This window comes from Shinella zoogloeoides (assembly GCF_030733845.1).
GTDB classification, from domain to species: Bacteria; Pseudomonadota; Alphaproteobacteria; order Rhizobiales; family Rhizobiaceae; genus Shinella; species Shinella zoogloeoides_C.
Map to the genome: position 1 here is coordinate 333,834 of NZ_CP132311.1, position 19,851 is coordinate 353,684.

Annotated in this window: 17 protein-coding genes; 14 read left to right on the top strand and 3 right to left on the bottom strand. The window is 64.8% G+C overall.

Annotation, left to right across the window (positions count from 1 at the left end; translation table 11 throughout):
- Nucleotides 1–6: 6 nt before the first annotated feature.
- From fliI to Q9316_RS02680, 14 genes are all read left to right on the top strand, one after another.
- The gene (fliI, locus tag Q9316_RS02615; RefSeq protein ID WP_306033706.1) at nt 7–1,395 is read left to right on the top strand and encodes a flagellar protein export ATPase FliI; all 1,389 of its coding nucleotides are present in this window, start codon (nt 7–9) and stop codon (nt 1,393–1,395) included.
- Nucleotides 1,392–1,955 (top strand): flagellar protein, encoded by a 564-nt coding sequence (locus Q9316_RS02620; RefSeq protein ID WP_306033707.1) that lies wholly within the window; start codon nt 1,392–1,394, stop codon nt 1,953–1,955. Before fliI ends, Q9316_RS02620 begins: the two co-directional genes overlap by 4 nt.
- Nucleotides 1,956–2,151: 196 nt before the next feature.
- Nucleotides 2,152–2,532: a flagellar basal body rod protein FlgB gene (gene flgB, locus Q9316_RS02625; protein WP_306033708.1), complete on the top strand. Its 381-nt coding sequence runs from the start codon at nt 2,152–2,154 to the stop codon at nt 2,530–2,532.
- A 3-nt stretch (nt 2,533–2,535) separates the two neighbouring features.
- The gene (flgC, locus tag Q9316_RS02630) at nt 2,536–2,955 is read left to right on the top strand and encodes a flagellar basal body rod protein FlgC (RefSeq protein WP_306033709.1); all 420 of its coding nucleotides are present in this window, start codon (nt 2,536–2,538) and stop codon (nt 2,953–2,955) included.
- Nucleotides 2,952–3,284, top strand: a complete 333-nt coding sequence (locus tag Q9316_RS02635; RefSeq protein ID WP_306033710.1) for a flagellar hook-basal body complex protein FliE — start codon at nt 2,952–2,954, stop codon at nt 3,282–3,284. The genes flgC and Q9316_RS02635 overlap by 4 nt, the downstream gene beginning before the upstream one ends.
- A gap of 9 nt (nt 3,285–3,293) precedes the next feature.
- Nucleotides 3,294–4,076, top strand: a complete 783-nt coding sequence (gene flgG / locus Q9316_RS02640) for a flagellar basal-body rod protein FlgG (protein WP_306033711.1) — start codon at nt 3,294–3,296, stop codon at nt 4,074–4,076.
- A gap of 21 nt (nt 4,077–4,097) precedes the next feature.
- Nucleotides 4,098–4,607 carry a flagellar basal body P-ring formation chaperone FlgA gene (flgA, locus tag Q9316_RS02645; RefSeq protein WP_306033712.1) on the top strand — a complete coding sequence of 170 codons (510 nt, stop codon included), beginning with the start codon at nt 4,098–4,100 and terminating at the stop codon, nt 4,605–4,607.
- A complete protein-coding gene (locus Q9316_RS02650) occupies nt 4,607–5,719 on the top strand; it encodes a flagellar basal body P-ring protein FlgI (RefSeq protein WP_306035188.1) in 1,113 nt (370 codons plus the stop codon). Before flgA ends, Q9316_RS02650 begins: the two co-directional genes overlap by 1 nt.
- On the top strand, nt 5,716–6,246 hold the full coding sequence (locus tag Q9316_RS02655; protein ID WP_306033713.1) for a MotE family protein: 531 nt from the start codon (nt 5,716–5,718) through the stop codon (nt 6,244–6,246). The genes Q9316_RS02650 and Q9316_RS02655 overlap by 4 nt, the downstream gene beginning before the upstream one ends.
- On the top strand, nt 6,243–6,953 hold the full coding sequence (gene flgH / locus Q9316_RS02660; RefSeq protein WP_306033714.1) for a flagellar basal body L-ring protein FlgH: 711 nt from the start codon (nt 6,243–6,245) through the stop codon (nt 6,951–6,953). Before Q9316_RS02655 ends, flgH begins: the two co-directional genes overlap by 4 nt.
- A gap of 33 nt (nt 6,954–6,986) precedes the next feature.
- Nucleotides 6,987–7,505 (top strand): flagellar basal body-associated FliL family protein, encoded by a 519-nt coding sequence (locus Q9316_RS02665; protein ID WP_306033715.1) that lies wholly within the window; start codon nt 6,987–6,989, stop codon nt 7,503–7,505.
- The gene (gene fliP / locus Q9316_RS02670; protein ID WP_306033716.1) at nt 7,502–8,248 is read left to right on the top strand and encodes a flagellar type III secretion system pore protein FliP; all 747 of its coding nucleotides are present in this window, start codon (nt 7,502–7,504) and stop codon (nt 8,246–8,248) included. The genes Q9316_RS02665 and fliP overlap by 4 nt, the downstream gene beginning before the upstream one ends.
- Nucleotides 8,249–8,594: 346 nt before the next feature.
- On the top strand, nt 8,595–9,785 hold the full coding sequence (locus Q9316_RS02675) for a flagellin N-terminal helical domain-containing protein (RefSeq protein ID WP_306033717.1): 1,191 nt from the start codon (nt 8,595–8,597) through the stop codon (nt 9,783–9,785).
- A 248-nt stretch (nt 9,786–10,033) separates the two neighbouring features.
- Nucleotides 10,034–11,224, top strand: coding sequence for a flagellin N-terminal helical domain-containing protein (locus Q9316_RS02680; RefSeq protein WP_306033718.1), 1,191 nt, complete (start codon nt 10,034–10,036; stop codon nt 11,222–11,224).
- Between the two features lie 76 nt (nt 11,225–11,300).
- Here Q9316_RS02680 and glf read toward each other — a convergent pair whose 3' ends face one another.
- The 3 genes from glf to Q9316_RS02695 all read right to left on the bottom strand — a co-directional run bounded on the left by glf (nt 11,301) and on the right by Q9316_RS02695 (nt 19,361).
- Entirely contained in the window at nt 11,301–12,455 is a 1,155-nt protein-coding gene (gene glf, locus Q9316_RS02685) for a UDP-galactopyranose mutase (RefSeq protein WP_306033719.1), read from the bottom strand.
- A 16-nt stretch (nt 12,456–12,471) separates the two neighbouring features.
- On the bottom strand, nt 12,472–14,517 hold the full coding sequence (locus Q9316_RS02690) for an O-linked N-acetylglucosamine transferase, SPINDLY family protein (protein ID WP_306033720.1): 2,046 nt from the start codon (nt 14,515–14,517) through the stop codon (nt 12,472–12,474).
- Between the two features lie 188 nt (nt 14,518–14,705).
- Nucleotides 14,706–19,361, bottom strand: coding sequence for a beta strand repeat-containing protein (locus tag Q9316_RS02695; protein ID WP_306033721.1), 4,656 nt, complete (start codon nt 19,359–19,361; stop codon nt 14,706–14,708).
- Between the last annotated feature and the right edge of the window lie 490 nt (nt 19,362–19,851).

Genomic DNA, 19,851 nt, shown 5'->3' on the forward strand with positions numbered 1-19,851 from the left:
GGAGGCATGATGGAAGGACACATTCCCGAAGGCGGGCGCATGCTGAACGCCCTTGCAGGACTGGTGCGGCGCTATTCCTCGCCGGAATTCTCGGTCACCCATGGCGGCCATGTCCAGACGATCGCGGCCGGCAACTACACGGTCAGCGGCCTGTCGCGGCATGTGCGGCTCGGCGAGTTCGTGGCCCACAAGAGCGCCACCGGCATCCATCTCGGCGAGGTCGTGCGCGTCGAGCAGGAGACGGTGGTCGTCTGCCCGATCGAGCCGGGCGAACCGATCGGCATCCACGACACGGTCATCCGCAAGGGCGCCTTCCGCATCGCGCCGACTGGCTCCTGGTGCGGCCGCACGATCAACGCGCTCGGCGAGCCGATTGACGGCCTCGGCCCGCTCGCCCAGGGCGAGGAGCGCCGGTCCATTTCCAACACCGCCCCGCCCTCGATGACGCGCCGACGCATCGAGGAGGGCTTCAGCACGGGCGTGCGCGCCATCGATATCTTCGCCCCGCTCTGCCTCGGCCAGCGCCTCGGCATCTTCGCCGGCTCCGGTGTCGGCAAGTCGACGCTGCTCTCGATGCTGGCGCGGGCGGATGCCTTCGACAAGGTGGTGATCGCCCTCGTCGGCGAGCGCGGCCGCGAAGTGCGCGAATTCATCGAGGATACGCTGGGCGACAACCTCGCCAAGTCCGTCGCGGTCGTGGCGACCAGCGACGAGAGCCCGATGCTGCGCAAGATGGCGCCGCTGACCGCCGTGACGATTGCCGAGCACTACCGCGACCAGGGCGACAACGTCCTGCTCATCATCGACAGCGTGACGCGTTTCGCCCATGCGATCCGCGAGGTGGCGACCGCGTCGGGTGAGCCGCCGATCGCCCGCGGCTATCCGGCCTCCGTCTTCACCGAACTGCCGCGCCTTCTGGAGCGGGCAGGGCCGGGCGCGGAAGGGGCGGGCACCATCACGGCGATCATCTCGATTCTCGTCGATGGCGACAACCACAACGACCCGATCGCCGATTCGACGCGCGGCATCCTCGACGGCCACATCGTGATGGAGCGCAGCCTTGCGGAAGAGGGGCGCTATCCGCCGATCAACCCGCTCGCCTCGATCTCGCGCCTTGCCCGCAAGGCCTGGACGCCGGATCAGGAAAAACTCGTGTCGCGGCTGAAATCGCTCGTCCACCGCTTCGAGGAAACGCGGGACCTGCGCCTCATCGGCGGCTATCGCCCCGGCGGCGATCCCGACCTCGACATGGCGATCAAGCAGGTGCCGATCATCTATGAGGTTCTGAAACAGACACCAGGCGAGGACCCTGCCGCCGATGCCTTCGCCGATCTTGCGATCGCACTGCGCAATGCGGCCACGCAGGGCGGCGCGCCGGCAACGCGAAGGGGATGACAGTGACGGATTTCGACGCAGACGAGACCATCCAGCCGCTCAGGCGGCCGGAACGGGGACGCTACAGCCTGGGTGACAAGGTGCTTGTCGGCGCCGGCGTGATGCTTGCCGCCGGCGCGGCCTTCTTTCCCTGGTACGTCTTCCTGAACCCGGAAAAATTCTCGGTGCCGACCCTCTGGGAGGGCGCGACCCGCGATCTACCGGAAACGGCGGGCAGGGAGGTGGTGAGCGTTTCGCCCGCCGCCATGGTCGACGACGACAACGAACCGGCGCTCGAAAGCGTCGATCCGGTCGCCACGGCCACCACGTCGGGCCTCGGCGCGGAAAAGAAGCTCGGCGCGCCGGTGGAAACCGGCCTCGACCAGCCGCTGCCGGCCAGTTCCGGCTTCCGCCTGATGCATGTGGCCAATGGCCGGGCGCTGATCGAGGATGCCCGCGGCATGTATATCGTTCGCGTCGGCTCGATCCTGCCTGATAACAGCCGCCTTGCGACCCTCGAACAGCGCGACGGCGCCTGGGTGATCGTCACCTCGAGCGGCACGGTCATCAAGCGCAACTGACGTGCGGCGGGCCTCGGCCCGCCCTCGATTCGGCCCGCCCGCCTTGTGGCGTGCCGCCGGCGGCTCGCTGCCGCATGAGCAGCTTGAGCACTTTATTTCTCCGGGAATTCAGGGACTTGCCGATGCACCGCCATCGGTGCAAGTCTGACGCAAGATTCGCTCCCTAGGTTCGCCGTGAACAAGGATGGAGCTTGTCATGCAACCGATACAACTGTTTGAACTGGCATCGAAGCAGGCCGAATGGCTCTCAATTCGCCAGAGCGTGGTTGCAGGCAACATCGCCAACGCCAACACCCCCGGGTTCAAGGCGAAGGACGTGACCCCCTTCCAGTCCGTGCTCGAAACGACGGGCATGCGCATGGCGGCGACGCAGCGAGGCCATTTCACCGAAACCGAAATGGCAAGCCGCGTCATCGAGACCACACCCACCGAAGAGATCGGCGTGCAGGAATCCGGCAACACGGTCGGCCTTGCCGAGGAACTCATGAAGGAGGGCCAGGTCAAGCGTGAGTTCGACTTGAATGCCGGCCTCGTAAAGGCCTTTCATCGCATGATGCTGATGACAGTCAGAAGGTAAAAAATGGATCCGCTCGTAGCTTCAATGAAAGTCGCGGCCTCGGGACTTGAGGCGCAGTCCACCCGCATTCGCATTGTTTCGGAAAACCTGGCGAACGCCCGCTCGACGGGCGACACGCCCGGCGCGGACCCCTTCCGCCGCAAGACCGTGACCTTCGCCGCCGAACTCGACCGCGCGACCAATGCCTCGCTCGTCGAAGTCGAGCGCCTCGGTGTCGACGAGGGCGAATTCTCGACCGAATACGACCCCGGCAATCCGGCCGCCGACGAGAAGGGCTTCGTCAAGATGCCGAACGTCAACGTGCTGATCGAAATGGCCGACATGCGCGAAGCCAACCGCTCCTATGAAGCCAACCTGCAGAGCATCAAGCAGTCGCGCGACCTGATCAGCGCGACGATCGACCTTCTGAGGGCATCGCAATGATCGAGAGCATCAAGGGCGTAAACGGCCTCTTCTCCAACGGCGCCCTCACCGGCGTGGAGACCGGCACTTCCAATTCCGTGTCCGCTGCCGCCGCGCAGGGAACCGGCACCCAGATGTCCTTCGCCCAGGTGATGGGCGACATGGCCACCGAGATGGCCAATACGGTCAAGCTGGGTGAAACCAAGTCCTTCGAGGCCATCCAGGGCAAGGCGACGACCCGCGAAGTGGTCGACGCCGTCATGAACGCCGAGCAGACGCTGCAGACCGCCATCGCCATTCGCGACAAGGTCGTCACCGCCTATCTCGAAATCGCCAGAATGCAGATCTGAGGACCGGACATGAAAGCCCTTGCCATCGCCGCCACCGGCATGAACGCGCAGCAGACCAACCTTGAGGTCATCGCGAACAACATCGCGAACATCAACACGACCGGCTTCAAGCGCGCCCGCGCCGAATTCTCGGACCTGCTCTACCAGACCGAGCGCGCCGCCGGCGTGCCGAACCGCGCCAACCAGGCCGTGGTGCCGGAAGGTGCCATCATCGGCCTCGGCGTCAAGACCGCCGCCGTGCGCAACCTGCACCTCCAGGGCGGCCTCGTCTCTACCGGCAATTCCTTCGACATGGCGCTGATCGGCCGCGGCTGGTTCCAGATCGAGGCGGCGGACGGCTCCACGCTCTATACCCGCGCCGGCGCCTTCAACACCAATGCCGAGGGCCAGCTCGTCACGCTCGACGGCTATACCGTCGTCCCCGGCATCAACGTTCCGATCGACGCGACGGAAGTCACCGTCAGCAAGTCCGGCCAGGTCTATGCCACCGTTGGCGGCCAGCAGCAGGAACTCGGCCAGATCACGCTGGCGAACTTCGTCAACGAGGCGGGTCTCGAGCCGCTCGGCGAAAACCTCTACCGCGAGACCGCCGCTTCGGGCCCGGCCAATGTCGGCGCGCCGGACGAAGCGGGCTTTGCCTATATCCAGCAGAACTACCTCGAAGCCTCCAACGTCGATCCGGTCAAGGAAATCACCGACCTGATCTCGGCCCAGCGCGCTTACGAGATGAACTCCAAGATCATCCAGGCTGCGGACGAAATGGCGGCGGTGGTCAGCAAGAACCTGAGATAGCAAACCGGACAAGCGGGGAACATGATGTTTCGCCTGATAGCAGCTCTTCGTACGGGAAAGGTCCTTTCGGCCCTGCGGCGCTTGGCCCTTGCCGCGCCCGCCGTGCTTGTCGGCCTTCTCCTTGCCGATGCGGCGCTCGCCGACGCGCGCACCGCCGTCGTGCCCAAGCGCATCATCTATCCCGGCGAGGAGATAGACGCGGGCTTTCTCGAAGAGGTTGAGGTCACCAACCCGAACATCGTGAAGGGTTATGCCGAGAACATCGCCGCCGTCAGCGGCATGATCTCCAAGCGCACGCTGCTTCCGGGCCGGGTCATCCTCGTCTCCGCGCTGCGCGAGCCCTTCGCCGTTTCCCGCGGCACCACCGTGCAGCTCGTCTTCGACGGTGGCTCGCTCGTGCTGCGCGCCGCCGGGACGCCCTTGCAGGACGCGGCGGTCGGCGACCTCATCAAGGTCCGCAACAAGGATTCGGGCGTGATCGTCTCCGGGACGGTCATGGCGGACGGAACCGTACATGTGGTGGCGAAATGATGCAGTCCCTCCTTGCCCGTCTCGCCGCCTTCGTCGCCTGCCTGCTGCTTGCGGCGGGACCGGCGCTGCCAGCCGCCCGCATCAAGGACGTGGCCTCGCTGCAGGCCGGCCGTGAAAACCAGCTCATCGGCTACGGCCTCGTCGTCGGTCTCCAGGGCACCGGCGACAGCATGCGCTCCTCGCCCTTCACCGAGCAGTCCATGCGCGCGATGCTGCAGAACCTCGGCATCTCGATGGTCGGCACGCAGACACGCGCCAAGAACATCGCCGCCGTGCTCGTCACCGCCAACCTGCCGCCCTTCGCCAGCCCCGGCAGCCGCATCGACATCACGGTCGGCTCGCTCGGCGATGCGACGTCGCTGCGCGGCGGCACGCTCGTCATGACCTCGCTTTCCGGCGCCGACGGCGCCATCTACGCCGTCGCGCAGGGCTCCATCGTCGTCACCGGCGTCAGCGCCGGCGGTGATGCGGCGACCGTGCAGCAGGGCGTGACCACCGCCGGCCGGGTGCCGAACGGCGCGATCATTGAACGCGAACTCCCCTCGCGCTTCAAGGACGCCTCCGATCTCGTCCTGCAATTGCGCAACCCCGATTTCTCGACCGCCGTCGGCATGGCCGACGCGATAAACCGCTATGCGGCTGCCCAGTACGGCGCGCCGATCGCCGAATCGCGCGATTCGCAGTCCGTCTACATCGCCAAGCCGAAGATGGCGGACCTTGCCCGCCTGATGGCCGATATAGAGAACCTCGTCGTGGAGACCGATGCGCCGGCGCGCGTCGTGATCAACGAGCGAACGGGCACGATCGTCATCGGCCAGGACGTGCGCATCTCGCCCGTCGCCGTCAGCTACGGGACGCTGACCGTGCAGGTCAACGAGATGCCCGAGGTGATCCAGCCGGAACCCTTCTCCAGGGGCGTGACGGCCGTCCAGCCGCGCACGGATATCCTCGTGCAGGAAGATGGCGGCAATGTCGCCATGCTCGACGGCTCCAGCCTGCGATCGCTCGTCTCCGGCCTCAACAGCATCGGCGTCAAGCCGGATGGCATCATCTCCATCCTGCAAAGCATCAAGACGGCCGGTGCTCTCCAGGCAGAACTGGTGCTGCAATGATGAACATGACCCTTTCCACGCTTGCCCGCAGGCTCGCCCTTCCGCTCGCCGGCGTCGTCATGCTGGCCATTCCCGGCGCCTTCGCCGAGGAGCGGCCCGTCGTCACGACGACCACGGCGAGCGGCGACGAGGTCCGCGAATTCTGCACCAACATCGCCGATGCCGCGCGCGACCAGCGCTATCTCCTCCAGAAGCAGGAGCTCGAAACCCTGCAGAAGGACGTCGACGAGCGCATCAAGGTGCTGGAAACCCGCCGGGCCGAATACGAGGACTGGCTGAAGCGTCGCAACGAATTCCTGAAGTCCGCGGAAGCCGGCCTCGTCGAGATCTACCGCAAGATGAAGCCGGATGCGGCCGCCGGCCAGCTTGCCGAGCTCGACCCGGAGATCGCGTCCGCCATCGTCATGAAGCTGCCGCCGCGCCAGTCGAGCACCATCCTCGGCGAAATGCCGGCCGACAAGGCCGCCGCGCTCACCCGCATCATCGCCTCGGCGACCGATCCGAACACCTCGAAGGACCCGTCATGAAAAAGACCGCCTCCGCACTTGCCGTCGCGATGGCCTTGTCGGGCTGCGCCAGCCAGGCCGTGAAAGAGATCGGCAAGGCGCCCGCGATGAGTCCGATCGGCAGCGGGCTCAACTATGCCGAGACGCCACAGATGGCGATGTATCCCAAGCAGCCGCGCACGGCGGTTTCCGGCTATTCGATCTGGAGCGACCAGCAGTCGGCGCTCTTCAAGGATTCGCGCGCCTTCAAGGTCGGCGATATCCTCACCGTCAACATCCGCGTCAACGACAAGGCGAGCTTCGACAACAAGACCGACCGGTCCCGCACCAACAAGAGCGGCATGAACCTCGGCTTCGGCGGCTCGGGCAACAATTTCAGCGTCGACACCGAGGCCGACCTCTCCTTCGGTTCCTCGACCAGCACCAAGGGCGACGGCACGACGGAGCGTTCCGAGAAGCTGAACCTGCTCGTCGCGGCGGTCGTCACCGGCGTGATCGAGAACGGCAACCTCCTGATTTCAGGGTCGCAGGAGGTCCGCGTCAATCACGAGCTTCGCATCCTCAATGTCGCCGGCATCGTGCGGCCGCAGGATGTCGACGCCAACAACCAGATATCCTACGAGCGTATCGCGGAAGCGCGCATCTCCTACGGCGGCCGCGGCCGCCTGACCGAAGTGCAGCAGCCGCCATGGGGCCAGCAGGTCGTCGACCTGTTCTCGCCGCTCTGACGACCCCAACCCTGACGATACGGGAAGAAGACCATGGCGGACGAAGAACAGCCCGGCGAAAAGAAGAAGCCGTCGCTTGTGGTGACCATTGCGGCCATCGCCGTCCTGACGCTGCTGGCCGGCGGCGGCGGCTGGGTCGTCGGCAACATGCTCGCCCCTCCGCCCGCCGAAAAACCGGCGGAAGAGGTGGCGAAAGTGGAGCCTGCGGGCGGTCACGGCGGCGGCGAGAAGGCGGATGCGGGCGAAATCCCTCATATCTCCACCGAGGCGAACGGAGTCGTGCTGCTCGACCCGATCACCAGCAACCTTGCCTATCCCTCCGACAATCGCGTGCGCCTCGAAGTCGCGCTGATGTTCAAGGGCGCGCCGGACGTGGTTCTCGCCGAAGAGATCCACCAGGACATCATGGCCTATATGCGCACGGTCTCGCTTCAGCAGATGCAGGGGCCGCGCGGGTTTCAATATCTCCGGGAAGACCTGCAGGAGCGGGTTGACCTCAGGTCCGAAGGGCGCGTAACCAACGTCATGTTCCGCACCTTCGTGATCGAATGATTCGAGCCCTTCTGACCTTCGTCGCCATGATGGCGATGACCGGCGTGGCCTACGCCCAGCAGCAGTTGCAGCTGCCGGGCGATCTCCTCAACGCGCCCGTTGACGGCTCCGTCGCTTCCTGGATCATCCGGACCTTCGGGCTGCTGACGATCCTGTCGGTCGCGCCCGGCATCCTGATCATGGTGACGAGCTTCCCGCGTTTCGTCATCGCCTTCTCGATCCTGCGCTCGGGCATGGGGCTTGCGACCACGCCTTCCAACATGATCCTCGTCTCGCTCGCGCTGTTCATGACCTTCTACGTCATGGCGCCGACCTTTGACCGGGCCTGGCAGAACGGCGTCGAGCCGCTGATCGCCAACCAGATAGACGAGACGGAAGCGGCCAAGCGTATCGCCGAGCCGTTCCGCGAATTCATGGTGGCCAACACGCGCGACAAGGATATCGAGCTTTTCATCTCGCTTGCGGAAGAACGCGGCCAGACGGTGGTCGAGGGCAATGTCGCGGACCTGCGTGTCGTCATCCCGGCCTTCATGATCTCGGAAATCCGCCGCGGCTTCGAGATCGGCTTCCTCGTCGTGCTGCCCTTCCTCGTCATCGACATGATCGTCGCCACCATCACCATGGCCATGGGCATGATGATGCTGCCGCCGACATCGATCTCGCTGCCCTTCAAGATCCTGTTCTTCGTGCTCATCGACGGCTGGAACCTGCTCGTCGGCAGCCTGGTGCGGTCCTTTAGCTAGAGCAATTCCAGCAAAAGTGCGTAGCGGTTTTGCGTCCGGAATTGCGTGGAAGCAAATGAACTGAGCATTTCGCTGTTCGAAGAAAAGCGGAATGCTCCGGACCTTTCACACCCCCTTAACCATCCCGTCTTACCCGCCGTTAACCGTGACTTCCGGTCGGTCGAAAGCGCCCGGCCGATTTAAGAAGTTGGCAAGGAATGGCTGCGACTTTGGGCTCCACACGACGGGTTTGGTCGCCTTCAGTTCTCTGGAGAAACCGAGTTGGCATGATGCCGAACCGCCGTAACCGGTAAGTATTCAGTCCGGTATGTCCCCCATCAGTATTTCGTTCAAAGGGACAACTTGAATGTCGAGCATTCTCACCAACACGTCTGCAATGGCAGCTCTCCAGACGCTGCGTTCCATCAACAGCGACATGGAAACGACGCAGGGACGCATCTCCTCCGGCCAGCGTGTCGGTACGGCTTCCGACAACGCCGCCTACTGGTCGATCGCCACCACCATGCGTTCGGACAACGCCGCCCTTTCCTCCGTCCAGGACGCGATGGGCCTCGGCGCTGCGAAGGTTGATACGGCCTATGCGGGCCTTGAATCGACCATCGACGTCATCAAGGAAATCAAGAACAAGCTCATCACTGCCCAGGAATCGACGGCTGACAAGTCCAAGATTCAGCAGGAAATCAAGCAGCTTCAGGGCCAGCTGAAGTCGATCAGCTCGTCTGCTTCGTTCTCCGGCGAAAACTGGCTGAAGGCTGCCGTCGGCGAGGCTGGTGCGGCCGCTGGCGATCTGGCGACGTCCGCCACCGTAACCAAGCAGGTCGTCGGCTCGTTTACCCGCGATGCTTCCGGCAACGTCAAGGTTCAGTCGATCGACGTCGATTTGAAGTCCAGCAACGTTCTGTTCGACACCACCGGCAACCAGATGGGCATCCTCGACCAGGACGCACTTCGCGCCAACATCGCCAAGGTCGGCGACAGCTACTATGCGGCCGTAGATTCGGGCACCGTCGACAGCACCTACTCTGAAGGCGCAGGCGGCGTTTGGACGGACGCAGCGAACACGGCCTTCTACATCAAGGCCGATGAGAACAAGTGGGTCGAAGTTACCGACGCGACCGGCGCGACGATCACGCCGACGGCGGAAACGACCATCGCCGCCGTGTTTGCGACCGGTACGTCGGTTGCCGAGCTGGACATCTCCGACATGGCTGCTGCCAAGTCTGCCTTCGGCCTGGCTGCCACGGCAAGCGACGAAGACGTCATCGACGTCATGATCTCGCATGTCGACCGCCAGCTGGAAGCCGTCAACAGCGCGGCCGCCGACATGGGCTCCGTTGCCATGCGTCTCGATCTTCAGAACGAGTTCGTCTCCAAGCTCTCCGACTCGATCGAAGCCGGCGTCGGCCGCCTCGTCGATGCGGACATGAACGAAGAGTCCACGCGCCTCAAGGCCCTGCAGACCCAGCAGCAGCTGGCAATCCAGTCGCTGTCGATCGCCAACTCCAACTCGCAGAACATCCTCTCGCTGTTCCGCTAATCGGGAGACGGCGCGAAGGCTGACCGCGCCCATCCCGTAAAAAGAGCCGCGTCCGAAAGGGCGCGGTTTTTTTCGTTTTTCTTTTCCTCTTCAGAATTAATTAACGTTATTGCGGTTTTCTAGCGTCATCGAAACGACGGGTTAACCAAGAAACTTAACCGGTTGGCAGGCATGAGGCTGACCGTCGTTTACCGGGTTCAATCCGGAATGTCCCTTTCCCAGTCAGCCATTCGAGGGGCACTCATATCATGACGAGCATTCTGACCAACAACGCGGCAATGGCCGCCCTCCAGACCCTGCGTTCCATCGGCTCCGGCATGGAAGAGACGCAGGCACGTGTTTCCTCGGGCCTGCGTGTCGGTGAAGCTGCGGACAACGCCGCCTACTGGTCGATCGCGACCACGATGCGTTCGGACAACGGCGCCCTTTCCGCCGTCCAGGACGCCCTCGGTCTCGGCGCCGCGAAGGTCGACACGGCTTATGCAGGCCTTGAGTCGTCCATCGAAGTCGTCAAGGAAATCAAGAACAAGCTGGTCGCCGCGCGTGAAGCCGGTGTCGACCGCACCAAGATCCAGCAGGAAATCGAGCAGCTTCAGGGCCAGCTGAAGTCGATCGCTTCGTCTGCTTCCTTCTCTGGTGAAAACTGGCTGCAGGCCTCCGTCAGCACGCCGAACGCGACTGCCGGCGACGTTGCAGATGCTGCGACCGTCACGAAGCAGGTCGTCGGTTCGTTTACCCGCGATTCCTCCGGCAACGTCAAGGTCCAATCCATCGACGTCGAGCTGACCTCCAGCAACGTCCTGTTCGACACCAGTGGCAACAAGATGGCCATCCTCGATCAGGAAGCGCTCCGGGCGAATGTCGCCAAGGTTGACGGCGTATACTACGATGCGGTGGACTCTTCCGTCGTGGACAGCACCTACGCCGAAAGCGCGAACGGCGTCTGGACGGACGCAGCCAACACCGCCTTCTACATCAAGGCCGACGAGAACAAATGGGTGGAAGTCACCGACGCGACCGGCGCACCGATCACCGCAGGCACGCAGACAGCCATCGCCAGCGTTTTTGCTGATGGCACGTCGGTTACCGAACTCGATATCTCCGATCTCGGCACGGCAAAGACCAACCTTGGTCTGGCTGCCACCGCAAGCGACGAGGAAGTCATCGACCTGCTGATCTCGCATGTCGACCGCCAGCTCGAAGCCGCCACCGGCGCTGCCGCCGACATGGGTTCCGTGGCCATGCGCCTCGACCTCCAGGAAGACTTCGTCAACAAGCTTTCCGACTCCATCGACTCGGGCATCGGCCGTCTTGTCGACGCCGACATGAACGAAGAATCCACCCGCCTCAAGGCCCTGCAGACTCAGCAGCAGCTCGGCATCCAGTCGCTGTCGATCGCCAACTCGGCCTCGGAAAACATCCTCACGCTCTTCCGTTAATCGGAAGGAAGAGGGTAAAGCCTTCCAGTTCTGGAGGCCCCGGTTCTACCGGGGCCTTCGTCGTTTGATCGGTCCGTCAAAGCGGCGGGTTGAGGAAGGTCGACATGGCGGCATTCTCTGCCTTGCGGGCGAGATAGAGCCTTGCGGTGTCGAGCGCCTCGCGGATCGTCACGTCCATGTCGAGGTAGCGGTAGGTGCCGAGCCGCCCGACGAAGGTGACGCCTGCCTCCCGTTCGGCAAGCGCGACATAGTCGGCAAGCTGCGCCTTCTCTTCCACGAGACGGATCGGGTAGTAGGGAATGTCCCCCGGCTCGCAGGCCCGCGAGAATTCGCGGTAGCAAACCGAGTCCTTGTGCTCCTCCCAGGGAGAGAAGTGCTTGTGCTCGGTGATGCGCGTATAGGGCACCGCGACGTCGCCGTAGTTCATCACCGCGCAGCCCTGGTAATCGCCGTCATAGGTGAAGCGCTCGAAATCCAGCGTGCGGTAGCCGAGCCGGCCGAGCTCGTAGTCGAAGTAGCCGTCGAGCGGGCCGGAATAGAAGACGTGGTCGAAACCATCCGCCTCTTCGCGGCGGAAGTCGGTCGCGAGCTTCACGGTGATGTTCGGATGGTCGAGGATGCGCCCGATCATCTCGGTATAGCCGTTTTCCGGCATGCCCTGGTATTTGTGGAAGAAGTAGTTGTCGTCGTAGTTGAAGCGCACCGGCAGCCGCTTCAGGATCGAGGCCGGCAGCTCGGTCGGCGAGCAGCCCCACTGCTTCTGCGTATAGCCCTTGAAGAAGGCCTCGTAGAGGTCGCGCCCGACGAAGCGCAGCGCCTGTTCCTCGAAGGTCTGCGGATCCGCGATGGTCTTGTCCGCCTGCTCCTCGATGAAGGCGCGGGCCTCGTCCGGGCGAAACGTCTTGCCGAAGAACTGGTTGATCGTGTGCAGGTTGACGGGCAGCGAATAAACCTTGCCGCCGCTCGTCGTCTTCACGCGATTCTTGTAGGGCAGGAAGGTCGTGAAGCCGTTCACATAGTCCCAGACTTCCGCGTCATCCGTGTGGAAGATGTGCGGGCCGTAGACATGCACCATCACGCCCGTCGAAGCATCCCGCTCCGTATGGCAATTGCCGCCGATATGTTCGCGCGAATCGACGATCTCGACCTTATGGCCTTGCAGCGCGAGTTCGCGGCCGATGACGGCGCCGGAAAGCCCGGCGCCGACGATGAGAATGCGTTCTTCCGTCATGGCGTCCCGTCCCCGCTCACTGCCCGGCCGGCCAGAGGCGCGCATCGGGCGAAAGCGGTGCGAAATCGTCGAGCGCCGCAAGTTGGGCGCGGTAGCGGGCACGATAGGCCGTGTCGTCCTCGATCTCGATACCGCTGGCGGCAAGCTCGGCGCCGATCTCATAGTATATGTCGAGATTGCGCAGATCCGGCACAGGCGTCTCGCCGCGTTCCGCATCGCCCTGCATCTGCCAGAACAGTTCCTCGAGCCGGCGGGCAAGGCCCGGCATGTCGCGCAGCGCAGAGGTCTCGCGTTGGCGCTGGAGCGATTCGCGCACGGCCGCCAGGCTCTTCGGATCGTGGGCGAACGCGACGGCCTTGCGCACATATTCGTCCGGTCCTGTGCAGATCATTTCCGGAATGCCGGCCGCCGTCACGATGCTGGCGCAGAAGCGCGAGGCGAAGCTCTTGCCGGCAATGGTGAGGACGGGCAGCCCCTGCGTGATGGCGTCGGCCGCGGTGGAATGCGCGCCGTAGGGGAAGGTGTCGAGGAAGAGGTCGGCAAGGCCGATGCGCGCGAGATGGTCGGGGTTCAGCGTCTTGCCGGCGAAGATGAGTCGTTCCGGCGCGATGCCTGCGTCTTCCGCCATCTTGCGCAGGCGGTCGTTGACGCTGTCGTCGCCGACCAGCAGCCAGAGCACGCTTCCCGGCGTCGCGGTCAGGATCGCCAGCCAGCGGGCAAAGCACGGAGCGGTGATCTTCTGCATGCCGTTGAAGCTGGCGAAGACGAAGGCGTCTTCCGGAAGGCCGGCATCGGCGCGGCTGGGCCGCGGGCTCACCGCACGCTTGCGGTCCACCGGCTGGTTGCAGGCGATGCGCAGGACCTTTTCCGTGTAGTAGATCTCGTTTTCCGGCGGCACGATCGTCGCGTCGGCGATCATATACTGGTGGTAGGGGCTGGCCATCGTGCCGGGATAGCCGCAGAAGTTCACGATCACAGGCGCGGGCCGGTAGGCGAAGATCTTCGTGCGGGCATGTTTCGTATAGCCGTTGACATCGACGAGCACGTCGATCTCGTCGGCGGCGATCTGCCGGGCAGCGTCGATGTCGCTGAGCCCGGCAATGTCGCGCCAATGATCGACCGCTTCCTTGATGCGCGCCTGCGTCGGATCGATCGGGGCCGGATCGCCGCAATAATAGGCGAAGATCTCGACATTGGCCTTGTCATGCAGTTCGAGCACTTCGCTGAGCGCGAAGCCGACCGCGTGCTGTCGCAGGTCCGAGGAGACATAGCCGACGCGCAGGCGCTCGCCGCTGCCCGTCTTCTGGCGCACCGGCCTGCGCTCGAAAGCCGCAAGGTCGTCGGGCCGGCCGACGGTCTGCCGGCAGTAGCGATAGGCCTTTGCCATGTGGAACAGCGGATCGTCGGCGTAGCAGGCGATCGTCATGGAGGACATGGCGTCCATGAAGTGGCGCGCCGTCAAGTGCGTGGAGGGCGTGACGACGGGCCACTTGCACTGGCGCATGCGCAGCGAGATCCAGTGCTGGGCGGCCTCGGTGCGCGAGGGCTGCAATTCCATGGCCTGCCAGAGGGCCGCCTCGGCCTCCTCGAGCTGGCCGGTGCCTTCCAGCACGCGGCCGATATGCTGGAGGCTGAGCAGCCGGTTGTTTATCCGGTCCGGCGAGAGCTCTGCCGTCGCATCGACGAAGGTGCGCCATTGCTGCACCGCCTGGCCGATCAGCCCGCAATCCTCCAGCGTCCGGCCGAGATTGATATGCGCCTGCCCGAAGAGCGGGTTCAGCCGCACGGCCGCGCGCAGGGCATGCAGCGTCGCGGCGACGTCGCCTGCCTTGGAGAGCGAGACGGCATAGTTGAAATAGGCAAGATGCAGCAGCGGATTGGCGTCGTTGAAGGCGATCCAGGTCTTGTAGAGTTCGACCGCCGCCGGCGTCTGGCCGGCCGCCGACAGGGTTTCCGCCGTCTGGAACAGGTCCGCGAGCGAGAGCTGCTGGGTGCGGGCGCGAAGCAGGAGGTGGAGAAGCGGCGCGTTCGGATCGGGAACGGTGGAAGGGCTGACAGTCATGGACATCCTGCGGCAAGGGGGCCTGCTGGCCGGGCTGTTGAACGACTCGAGATGAGCTCGTCTGCCTTGCTATCGGAGTTGACTTGCGTCGGGCTGATCGTTTTTTCGGGGGAGGGGTGCTGCCGTGAGCGGGCAAAAAAATAGCGGCGCGGCCTGAAGCCGCGCCGCCGAATGTCTGGTCCCGGTTATCAGACCGAGGTGTAGGCCTTGATGATGGCCTCGACTTGCGAGGTGTTCATCGTGGCGATCTGGTCGGCCGTCAGGGCCCGGACCTGAGTAGAGCTCAGGGCCGCGATGTCCTCGGTGGCAAGGCCTGCGATCGCCTTTGCGCTGATGGCAGCGAGTTCGGCCGTCGTGAAGGTCTTGATCTCGTCGGAGCTCATCGCCTGCAGGGCGGCAGCGCTGAGGGCTGCGATCTGCGAGCTGTTGAGCGCCTCGATCTGGGCGGAGTTCAGGGCTGCGATCTGGTTGGTGGAGAGCGCAGTGATCTGCTTGGAGTCGAGGGCTGCGACCTGGCCGGTGCCCAGAGCCACGACCTGGTTGGTACCGAGGCCGGAGAGCTGCTTGGCGGTCAGGGCCTTGATCTTGTCGGTGCCGAGCGATGCCACCTGGGTGGTGGTCAGCGCGCCGAGCTGTTCGCTGGAGAGCGCGGCGATCTGCTTGGTGGTCAGAGCGGCGAGCTTGTCCGTGGCGAGACCGGCAAGGGCAGCCGTGTCGAGACCGGCAATGGCCTTGTCGTTGATGGCAGCCAGTTCACTGGAGGTGAACAGAGCCAGTTCCGCGGAGTTGAAGGTCTTGAGAACCGGGGCGCCGAGAGCTGCGATCTGTGCGCTGCCGAGCGCTTCCACCTGGGCCGTCGTGAAGGCGGCGGCCTGGCTGCTGGTCAGCGCACCGATCTGCTTGGCGTCGAGGGCTGCGATCTGGTTGGTACCCATCGCCGCGACCTGGCCGGAGCCGAGCGCGGAGAGCTGCTTGGCGTTCAGCGAGGCGATCTTGTCCGTGCCGAGTGCCGCAAGCTGACCGGTGGAGAGCGCGCTGAGCTGTGCACTGGTGAGTGCAGCAACCTGCTTCGTGGTCAGGGCGTTGATGTTGGCCGTCGTGATGCCGGCAAGAGCAGCGCTGTCGAGACCGCTGATCGCCTTGTCGCTGATGGCTGCCAGTTCGCCGGAGGTGAACAGGGCCAGTTCCGCGGAGCTGATCGTCTTGAGCGTCGTGGCACCGAGGGCTGCGACCTGTGCGCTGCCCAGGGCGTCGATCTGGGCGGTGGACAGGGCCGCGGCCTGGTTGCTCGTCAGGGCCGTGACCTGCTTGGCGTCGAGCGCAGCGATCTGGCTGGTGCCGAGGGCTGCGATCTGGCCCGTGCCGAGAGCGGAAACCTGCTTGGCGGTAAGAGCCTTGATCTTGTCGGTGCCGAGCGATGCGACCTGACCGGTGGAGAGCGCATTGAGCTGTGCACTGGAGAGTGCGGCAACCTGCTTCGTGGTCAGGGCGGCGAGCCCGTCCGTGCCGAGGCCGGCAAGGGCAGCCGTTTCAAGGCCGGAGATTGCCTTGTCGCTGATGGCGGCCACTTCACTGGCGGTGAAGAGGGCGATTTCGGCGGAGCTGAAGGTCTTGAGGACCGCCGCGCCGAGAGCCGCGATCTGCGCGCTGCCGAGGGCTTCCACCTGCGACGTCGTGAAGGCCGTCGCCTGGCTGCTGGTCAGAGCGGCGATCTGCTTTGCGTCGAGGGCCGCAATCTGGCCGGTGGCCATGGCAGCGATCTGGCCGGTGCCGAGGCCGGAAATCTGCTTGGCGGTCAGGGCCTTGATCTGGCCGGTGCCGAGAGCCGCAACCTGTCCCGTGGAGAGGGCATTGAGCTGCGTGCTGGAGAGCGCGGCGATCTGCTTGCTGGTCAGGGCCGACAGCTTGTCGGTGCCGAGGCCGGCAAGGGCAGCCGTTTCGAGGCCGGCAATCGCCTTGTCGCTGATGGCGGCCACTTCACCGGAGCTGAACAGGGCAAGTTCCGCAGAGCTGATGGTCTTCAGCGCTGCTACGCCGAGCGCCGCGATCTGCGTGCTGTTCAGGGCTTCGATCTGGGCGGTATTCAGCGCTGCGGCCTGATTGCTCGTCAGGGCCGTGACCTGCTTTGCGTCAAGGGCAGCGATCTGGCTGGTGCCGAGGGCTGCGATCTGGCCGGTGCCGAGCGCGGAAACCTGCTTGGCGGTCAGGGCCTTGATCTGGGCGCTGCCGAGGGCGGCGACCTGGCCGGTGCTGAGAGCGCCGAGCTGCGTGCTGGAAAGAGCCGCGATCTGCTTGCTGGTCAGGGCCGACAGCTTGTCCGTGCCGAGGCCGGCGAGGGCAGCCGTTTCGAGGCCGGCAATCGCCTTGTCGCTGATAGCGGCGATTTCGCCGGAGGTGAACAGGGCCAGCTCTGCAGAGCTGACGGTCTTCAGTACCGCTGCGCCGAGCGCCGCGACCTGCGTGCTGTTCAGCGCCTCGATCTGCGTGGTCGTCAGAGCGGCGGCCTGGGTGCCCGTCAGGGCGGTGACCTGCTTGGCGTCAAGGGCGGCGATCTGGCCGGTGCCGAGGGCTGCGATCTGGCCGGTGCCGAGGGCAGAGACCTGCTTGGCCGTCAGAGCCTTGATCTGGGCGCTGCCGAGGGCGGCGACCTGACCGGTGCTGAGAGCGCCGAGCTGCGTGCTGGAAAGAGCGGCGATCTGCTTGCTGGTCAGGGCGGACAGCTTGTCGGTGCCGAGGCCGGCAAGAGCGGCGGTTTCGAGGCCGGCAATAGCCTTGTCGCTGATGGCAGCCACTTCACCCGACGTGAAGAGGGCGAGCTCGGCGGAGCTGATGGTCTTCATTGCTGCTGAGCCGAGGGCTGCGACCTGTGTGCTGTTCAGGGCGTCGATTTGGGCCGTGTTCAGCGCGGCGGCCTGGGTGCTCGTCAGGGCGGTGACCTGCTTTGCGTCGAGGGCAGCGATCTGGCCGGTGCCGAGGGCGGCAATCTGGCCGGTGCCGAGGGCAGAGACCTGCTTGGCCGTCAGGGCCTTGATCTGGGCGCTGCCGAGGGCTGCGACCTGACCCGTGGAGAGGGCGTTGAGCTGCGTGCTGGAGAGCGCCGCGATCTGCTTGCTGGTCAGGGCCGACAGCTTGTCCGTACCGAGGCCGGCAAGGGCAGCTGTTTCGAGGCTCGCGATCGCCTTGTCGCTGATGGCAGCGACTTCACCCGATGTGAACAGGGCGAGTTCCGCGGAGCTGATGGTCTTCAGTGCTGCTGCGCCGAGGGCCGCGACCTGCGTGCTGTTCAGCGCTTCTACCTGGGCCGTCGTCAGGACAGCGGCCTGGCTGCTGGTGAGAGCCGAAACCTGCTTTGCGTCGAGGGCAGCGATCTGGCCGGTGCCCATGGCAGCGATCTGGCCGGTGCCGAGAGCCGAAACCTGCTTTGCCGTCAGGGCCTTGATCTGGCCGGAGCCGAGCGAAGCGATCTGGCCGGTGCTGAGGGCGCCGAGCTGGGTGGTGGAGAGAGCGGCGATCTGCTTGCTGGTCAGGGCGGACAGCTTGTCCGTGCCGAGGCCGGCAAGAGCGGCGCTGTCGAGGCCGGCAATCGCCTTGTCGCTGATGGCGGCGACTTCGCCCGACGTGAAGAGGGCAAGTTCCGCGGAGTTGATGGTCTTCAGCGCGGCGGCGCCGAGGGCTGCAACCTGCGTGCTGTTCAGCGCTTCGACTTGTGCGGTCGTGAGGGCGGCGGCCTGGCCGCTGGTCAGGGCGGTGACCTGCTTGGCGTCGAGGGCAGCGATCTGACCGGTGCCGAGGGCGGCGATCTGACCGGTGCCGAGGGCCGAAACCTGCTTGGCCGTCAGGGCCTTGATCTGGCCGGTACCGAGGGCGGCGACCTGGCCGGTGCTGAGAGCGCCGAGCTGCGAAGTGGAGAGGGCGGCGATCTGCTTGCTGGTCAGGGCCGACAGCTTGTCGGTGCCGAGGCCGGCGAGGGCAGCCGTGTCGAGGCTCGCGATCGCCTTGTCGCTGATGGCGGCTACTTCATTGGAGGTGAAGAGGGCGAGTTCTGCGGAGCTGATGGTCTTCAGCGCTGCGGCGCCGAGGGCGGCGATCTGCGCGCTGCCCAGGGCTTCGACCTGCGCGGTCGTGAGGGCGGCGGCCTGGCCGCTGGTCAGGGCGGTAACCTGCTTGGCGTCGAGGGCGGCGATCTGGCCGGTGCCGAGCGCGGCGATTTGGCCGGTGCCGAGGGCGGTGACCTGCTTGGCGGTCAGGGCCTTGATCTGGCCGGTGCCGAGCGAAGCGATCTGGCCGGTGCCGAGGGCGCCGAGCTGTGCGGTGGAGAGAGCGGCGATCTGCTTCGTGGTCAGGGCCGCGAGCTTGTCCGTCGAAAGGCTGGCGACCGTGGCGGTGGCTAGGCCGGCAATCGCCTTGTCGCTGATGGCGGCGACTTCAGCCGTGGTGAACAGCGCGATTTCAGCGGAATCGAAGGTCGTGAAGACCTCATAGCCGAGAGCGGCGACCTGCGTGGCGGAAAGCGCCTGGACCTCGCCCGTCGTGAACGTGGCGACCTGGGCGCTGGTGAGCGAGCCCGCCTGCGTCGCGGTGAGGCCGACGATATGGCCGGAGTCCAGTGCTGCGATCTGGCTGGCGTTCAGGCCGCGCAGGGCCGTCGCCGTGATGGCGCTGATCTGGCTGGAATTGAAGGAGACGAAGCTGGTGCTGGTGAAGGCGTTCAGCTGCGAGGCGTTCAGCGCAGCGACCTTGTCGGCGGTGAAGGCCGCGACATCCGCCGTACCGAGCGACTGGATCGCGGCGGTGGAAAGGGTCTTGATCTGGCTGACAGTCAGATTGGAAATGATTGAGGTCATGGACGCGCGCCCTTGTTCTAGCTGATCTGGTCGACGTCGTCTTCGTGCCACCGACCGTGCGGGAAGAGGTTCGATCTTCTCCTCGGGTCTGCAAGCGCATGCGCCAGCCGTATCACCGCTCGGTCGGGCGCCGCTTTGGGCGCTACGGTCCGGACGTCCGGTTGGACGAAAACAATGTCATTTGAAACATGGCTCGAACGAGCCGCGCATCGGAGGGGCATCATGCGTCGAAGCGTAACAGCTTCGATCCCTACGCCATTTGGTCGCAAATGCCTTGCATTGGCAATGCTGTTCCGGGGAGGGTCGCACAGGGCAGAAAATTACCCCAGTACCCCCCTTTTCGACCTGTGCCAGTTCTAAACCGGCAGCTTTTAATTTTGGGTTAACAATCCTCGTAACGGTTGCAGTGTCTTTCTCAAGCCCCGGCGCCTGTTTCAACGCATTTTCCGGGGAGTCGGCCGGCCGGCAACGCGCGTTTGGCGTGTGCCTC